This is a genomic window from Mycobacterium sp. TH-M82, assembly GCF_057473605.1.
The window spans coordinates 1-5952 of sequence record NZ_JBYCKY010000537.1 but is presented as its reverse complement, the minus strand read 5'-3'; the positions used below and the strand labels follow the sequence as shown (position 1 = coordinate 5952).

General features: G+C 69.6%; 5 protein-coding genes. All 5 read left to right on the top strand.

Annotated elements, in window-relative coordinates; translation table 11 throughout:
• On the top strand, positions 1 to 389 hold a 389-nt coding region (locus AC2VON_RS16340; protein ID WP_486953886.1), incomplete at its 5' end, for an alpha/beta hydrolase-fold protein.
• 148 nt (positions 390 to 537) lie between these two features.
• A complete protein-coding gene (locus AC2VON_RS16335; RefSeq protein ID WP_369736371.1) occupies positions 538 to 1443 on the top strand; it encodes an esterase family protein in 906 nt (301 codons plus the stop codon).
• A 79-nt stretch (positions 1444 to 1522) separates the two neighbouring features.
• A complete protein-coding gene (culp6, locus tag AC2VON_RS16330) occupies positions 1523 to 2533 on the top strand; it encodes a carboxylesterase Culp6 (RefSeq protein WP_369736372.1) in 1011 nt (336 codons plus the stop codon).
• Positions 2534 to 2788: 255 nt separating this feature from the next.
• Positions 2789 to 4690, top strand: a complete 1902-nt coding sequence (fadD32, locus tag AC2VON_RS16325; protein WP_369736373.1) for a long-chain-fatty-acid--AMP ligase FadD32 — start codon at positions 2789 to 2791, stop codon at positions 4688 to 4690.
• Between the two features lie 79 nt (positions 4691 to 4769).
• Positions 4770 to 5952 (top strand): beta-ketoacyl synthase N-terminal-like domain-containing protein (locus AC2VON_RS16320; RefSeq protein ID WP_486953887.1); only part of this gene is annotated, 1183 nt, incomplete at its 3' end.

Here is a 5952-nt window from a genome sequence, read left to right as displayed (position 1 = left end):
GGGGCCCCAAGGATGACCCCGCCTGGGCGCGCAACGACCCGACGCTGCAGGTCGGCAAGCTGGTCGCCAACAACACCCGCATCTGGGTGTACTGCGGTAACGGCAAGCCGTCGGACCTCGGTGGCGACAACCTGCCCGCGAAGTTCCTGGAGGGCTTCGTGCGCACCAGCAACCTGAAGTTCCAGGACGCCTACAACGCCGCCGGCGGGCACAACGCGGTGTTCAACTTCGACGACAACGGCACGCACGACTGGCCGTACTGGGGCGCGCAGCTGCAGGCCATGAAGCCTGACCTGCAGTCGACGCTGGGCGCGACGCCCGGCGCCGGCCCGGCCGCCACGACCGCGGGCACCGCTAACAGCGCCGGCAACACCGGCGCCGGTCACTGACACACAGCAACGCCATCGGTGGCGGGGACCCTGCGGGGTCCCCGCCACCGATCGTTTCCGGCGGTGTGACCTGTTTCACCACCCTCGGTTCCGGTCGGGCCGCGACCTGGCTAATGTGCAGACAGCGACGAGACGATGGAGGGTGGCCATGAGGGTCGTACGGGGTCTGCTGCGGCTGGTGTGCGTCGCCGCGCTGGCTGTGGGACTGAGCGGTGTGGTGGCGGTGGGCGGCTCGCCCGGAAAGGCCGGCGCCGCCGGCTACGAGAGCCTGATGGTTCCTTCGGCGGCGATGGGCCGCGACATCCCGGTGGCCTTCCTCAAAGGCGGCCCGCACGCGGTCTACCTGCTCGATGCCTTCGACGCCGGGCCGGACGTCAGCAACTGGGTCACCGCAGGCAACGCGATGAACACGCTGGCCGGCAAGGGCATCTCGGTGGTCGCGCCGGCCGGCGGCGCCTACAGCATGTACACCAACTGGGAACAGGACGGCAGCAAGCAGTGGGACACGTTCCTGTCCAGCGAGCTGCCGGATTGGCTGGCCGCCAACCGGGGGCTGGCGCCCGGCGGTCATGCCGCCGTGGGCGCCGCGCAGGGCGGCTACGGCGCGATGGCGCTGGCCGCCTTCCACCCCGACCGCTTCGGCTTCGCCGGCTCGCTGTCGGGCTTCGTGTACCCGTCGAGCACCAACTACAACGGTGCGATCCTGGCGGGCCTGCAGCAATTCGGCGGCGTCGACGGCAACGGGATGTGGGGCGCCCCGCAGCTGGGCCGCTGGAAGTGGCACGACCCGACGGTGCATTCGGCACTGCTGGCGCAGAACAACACCCGGGTGTGGGTGTACAGCCCGACCAATGACGGGGCCAGCGATCCCGCGGCGGTGATCGGCCAGGCGGCCGTGGCGATGGGCGGCTCCCGCGAGTTCTACCAGATGTACCGCAGCAACGGCGGGCACAACGGGCACTTCGACTTCCCCGGCGGCGGCGACAACGGCTGGGGCTCGTGGTCGGGCCAACTCGGGGCGATGTCGGGCGACATCGTCGGCGCCATTCGCTGAGACGGCGAGCCGGTACCGTGTAGAAGGTGCAGCGGGGGGTGAGACCGCGTCGCTGCCGCCTTCCGACTGGCAGGAGAACATGGCAACCAACGCGCGGCGCAAGCGCCACCGGATGCTCGCCTGGGCCGCCGCCCTGTCGGTGGCGGGCGTGGTGTTGCTGGTGCTGGTGGCGGTGGTGGTCCTGCTGCGCAGCTCGCAGTCGCCGCCGACCGCGGTGCCGCCCGGGGTGCTGCCGCCGGCCTCGACGACGACGCACCCCCACAAGCCCCGCCCGGCCAGCCAGGCCGCCTCGTGCCCCGACGTGGACCTGATCGCGATTCCCGGCACCTGGGAGTCTTCCCCGGATGACGATCCGCTCAACCCCACGCAGTTCCCGAACGCGTTGCTGCTCAAGGTGACCGGGCCGTTGCGTCAGCAGTTCCCGCCCTCGCGGCTGGAGACCTACACCGTCCCCTACACCGCGCAGTTCAACAACCCGCTGAGCGGCGACACGCAGATGTCGTACAACGCCAGCCGGGCCGAGGGCACCCGCGCGACGATCAAGGCGATGACCGACATGAACGCCAAGTGCCCGTTGACCAGCTACGTGCTGATCGGCTTCTCGCAGGGCGCGGTGATCGGCGGCGACATCGCCAGCGACATCGGCAACGGCCGCGGCCCGGTCGACGACGACCTGGTGCTGGGCGTGACGCTGATCGCCGACGGGCGCCGCCAGCCGGGGGTGGGCAACGACGTCGGGCCCAACCCGCCGGGGGAGGGTGCAGAGGTCACCCTGCACGAGGTGCCGGTGCTGTCCGGGCTCGGTCTGACCATGACCGGTGCGCGGCCGGGCGGTTTCGGGGCGCTCAACGACAGGACCAACGAGATCTGCGCCCCGGGCGATCTCATCTGCGCCGCCCCGGACGAGGCCTTCAGCCTCACCAACCTGCCCAACACGCTGAACACGCTGGCCGGCGGCGCCGCGGGACCGGTGCACGCCCTGTACGCCACCCCGCAGTTCTGGAGCCTGGACGGGGAGCCGGCGACCGAGTGGACGCTCAACTGGGCGCGGGGCCTGATCCAGAACGCGCCGCATCCCAAACACGGGTGAGGGGACACAGCCTCAGGTAGAACGGAGCCGACCCCCAACAGCGGTACCTTGTGATTTGGTGTGCCGGGTTCGGACCCTTAACATTAAGAGAAAATTAAGAGCAGTTAGAGCGTCAAGAGCATAAGTAGCGTTGTGCTGACCCGCTCGGGTCGGAGCCGATGTGAACCGGAGCCTGCGTCATCGCGGGCCGGCCGGGTCGGCCCGTGCGCAGACCACAGGTAAATGTCGACGAGCAGTGTTTGACAGGAGAGCGGTATGGCGTACCACAACCCGTTCATCGTGAACGGGAAGATCAGATTTCCCGAGAACCTCAATCTGGCCCGGCACGTGGAGCGCTGGGCAAAGGTTCGCGGGGACAAACTGGCCTATCGGTTCCTCGACTTCTCCACCGAGCGTGAGGGCATCGCCCGCGACATCTCCTGGTCCGACTTTTCCAAGCGCAACCGGGCCGTGGGGTCCCGACTGCAGCAGGTCACCCAGCCCGGCGACCGCGTCGCGATCCTGTGCCCGCAGAACCTGGACTATCTGATCTCGTTCTTCGGCGTGCTGTACGCCGGCCGGATCGCGGTGCCGCTGTTCGACCCCAGCGAGCCGGGCCACGTCGGGCGGCTGCACGCCGTGCTCGACGACTGCACGCCCTCGACGGTCCTGACCACCAGCGACTCCGCCGAGGGCGTCCGCAAATTCTTCCGCAACCGCCCGGCCAAGGACCGGCCCCGCGTCATCGCCGTCGACGCGGTGCCCGACGAGGTCGGCGTCACCTGGGAGCAGCCGACGGGCGGGGCAGACGACATCGCCTACCTGCAGTACACGTCGGGCTCGACCCGCACGCCCACGGGGGTGCAGATCACCCACCTGAACCTGCCCACGAACGTGGTGCAGGTGCTCGACGCCCTCTCCATGGGTGGCGAGGAGGGCGACCGCGGCGTCAGCTGGCTGCCGTTCTTCCACGACATGGGCCTGATCACGGTGCTGTTGTCGCCGGTGTTCGGCCACAACATGACGTTCATGACGCCGGCCGCGTTCGTGCGCCGGCCCGGCCGCTGGATCCGGGCCATGGCGCGCCAGGACGAGAACGACAACGGGTCGGTCATCTCGGTGGCGCCGAACTTCGCGTTCGAGCACGCCGCGCTGCGCGGTGCGCCCAAGGACGGCGAGCCGCCGCTGGACCTGAGGAACGTCCGGGGGATCCTCAACGGCAGCGAGCCGGTGTCACCGGCATCGATGCGCCGGTTCTACGAGGCGTTCCAGCCCTACGGCCTGCGCGAGACGGCGATCAAGCCGTCCTACGGCCTGGCCGAGGCGACGCTGTTCGTCTCCACCACGCCGATGAACGAGGCGCCGCTGGTCATCCACGTCGACCGGGACGCGCTGAACGAGCACCGCTTCGTCGAGGTCGCCGCCGACGCGCCCAACGCCGTCGCGCAGGTGTCCGCGGGCGTGATCGGTGTCGACGAATGGGCCGTCATCGTCGACGCCGACTCGGCCACCGAGCTGCCGGACGGGCACATCGGGGAGATCTGGCTGCACGGCAACAACATGGGCGTCGGCTACTGGGGCAAGGAGGAGGAGACCACCGAGACGTTCAAGAACATCCTCAAGTCGCGTACCAGCCCGTCGCACGCGGAGGGCGCCGCCGACGACGGTATGTGGGTCCGCACCGGCGACTACGGCACCTACTACAAGGGCAACCTCTACATCACCGGCCGGATCAAGGACCTGGTCATCATCGACGGCCGCAACCACTACCCGCAGGACCTGGAGTACTCGGCCCAGGAGGCCAACAAGGCGCTGCGCACCGGGTACGTCGCCGCCTTCTCGGTGCCGGCCAACCAGCTGCCCCGGGAGGTGTTCGACAACCCGCACACCGGCCTGAGCTACGACCCGGAGGACACCTCCGAGCAGCTGGTCATCGTCGCCGAGCGCGCCGCGGGGGCGCACAAGCTCGACTACCAGCCGATCGCCGACGACATCCGGGCGGCGATCGCCGTCCGGCACGGCGTGACCGTTCGCGACCTGTTGCTGGTGCAGGCCGGGCTGATCCCGCGCACCTCCAGCGGCAAGATCGGCCGACGTGCCTGCCGGACCGCCTATCTCGACGGCAGCCTGCGCAGCGGCGTCGGTTCTCCCACCGCCTTTGCCACCGAATCAAGCTGAACCGGACATGACTGACACAGGATCTGAATCGTTGGACAACCCGCCCGCGAACGACAACCTGCCCGCGAAGAAGACCGACATGCGCGCCGACGACGATGCAGAGCGCAGCGATGAGGAGAAGCGGCGGATGCCGTCCGTCCCGGAGATGCGGGAATGGCTGCGCAACTACGTGGCCAGGTGCACCGGCCAGTCGCCCGACTCGATCGACGAGTCGGTGCCCATGGTGGAGCTGGGGCTGTCGTCGCGCGATGCCGTGGCGATGGCCGCCGACATCGAGGACATGACCGGTGTCACGCTGTCGGTCGCGGTGGCCTTCCAGCACCCGACGATCGAGTCGCTGGCCACCCGCATCATCGAGGGCGAGCCCGAGGCGGACACGTCCGCCGACGGCGACGCGGACTGGACGCGCACGGGCCCCGCCGAGCGCGTCGACATCGCGGTCGTGGGTCTGTCCACCCGCTTCCCGGGCGACATGGACACCCCCGACGCCACGTGGCAGGCGCTGATGGAGGGCCGCGACGCCATCACCGACCTGCCCGAGGGGCGGTGGGAGGAGTTCCTCGCCGAGCCGCGGCTGGCCGAACGGGTGGCCAACGCCCAGACTCGCGGCGGCTACCTGAAGGACATCAAGGGCTTCGACTCGGAGTTCTTCGCGGTGGCCAAGCCCGAGGCCGACAACATCGACCCGCAGCAGCGGATGGCGCTGGAGCTGACGTGGGAGGCGCTGGAGTACGCCCGCATCCCGGCGTCCAGCCTGCGCGGCAAGCCCGTCGGCGTGTACGTCGGTGTCTCCAACAACGACTACGCCATGATGGCGGTGTCCGATCCGACGAGCGCGCACCCGTACGCGATCACCGGCACCGCCACCTCGGTCATCGCCAACCGGGTCTCCTACTTCTACGACTTCCGCGGGCCGTCGGTGGCTCTCGACACCGCATGCTCGAGCTCGCTGGTCGCGGTCCACCAGGCCGTCCAGGCGCTGCGCAACGGCGAATGCGACGCGGCGGTGGCCGGCGGGGTCAACGCGATCATCACCCCCGCGGTGACGCTGGGCTTCGACGAGATCGGTGCCGTCCTGTCGCCGGACGGCCGGATCAAGGCGTTCTCGTCGGACGCCGACGGCTACATCCGCTCCGAGGGCGCCGGCATGCTGGTGCTCAAGCGCGTCGAGGACGCCCGCCGCGACGGCGATGCGATCCTGGCCGTCATCGCCGGCAGCGCGGTCAACCACGACGGACGGTCCAACGGCCTGATCGCCCCCA

What these genes read in the sequence shown, in the direction of transcription:
- AC2VON_RS16335 (WP_369736371.1), top strand. Translation starts at nt 538, where the DNA reads ATGAGGGTCGTACGGGGTCTGCTGCGGCTGGTGTGCGTCGCCGCGCTG.
- culp6 (WP_369736372.1), top strand. Translation starts at nt 1,523, where the DNA reads ATGGCAACCAACGCGCGGCGCAAGCGCCACCGGATGCTCGCCTGGGCC.
- fadD32 (WP_369736373.1), top strand. Translation starts at nt 2,789, where the DNA reads ATGGCGTACCACAACCCGTTCATCGTGAACGGGAAGATCAGATTTCCC.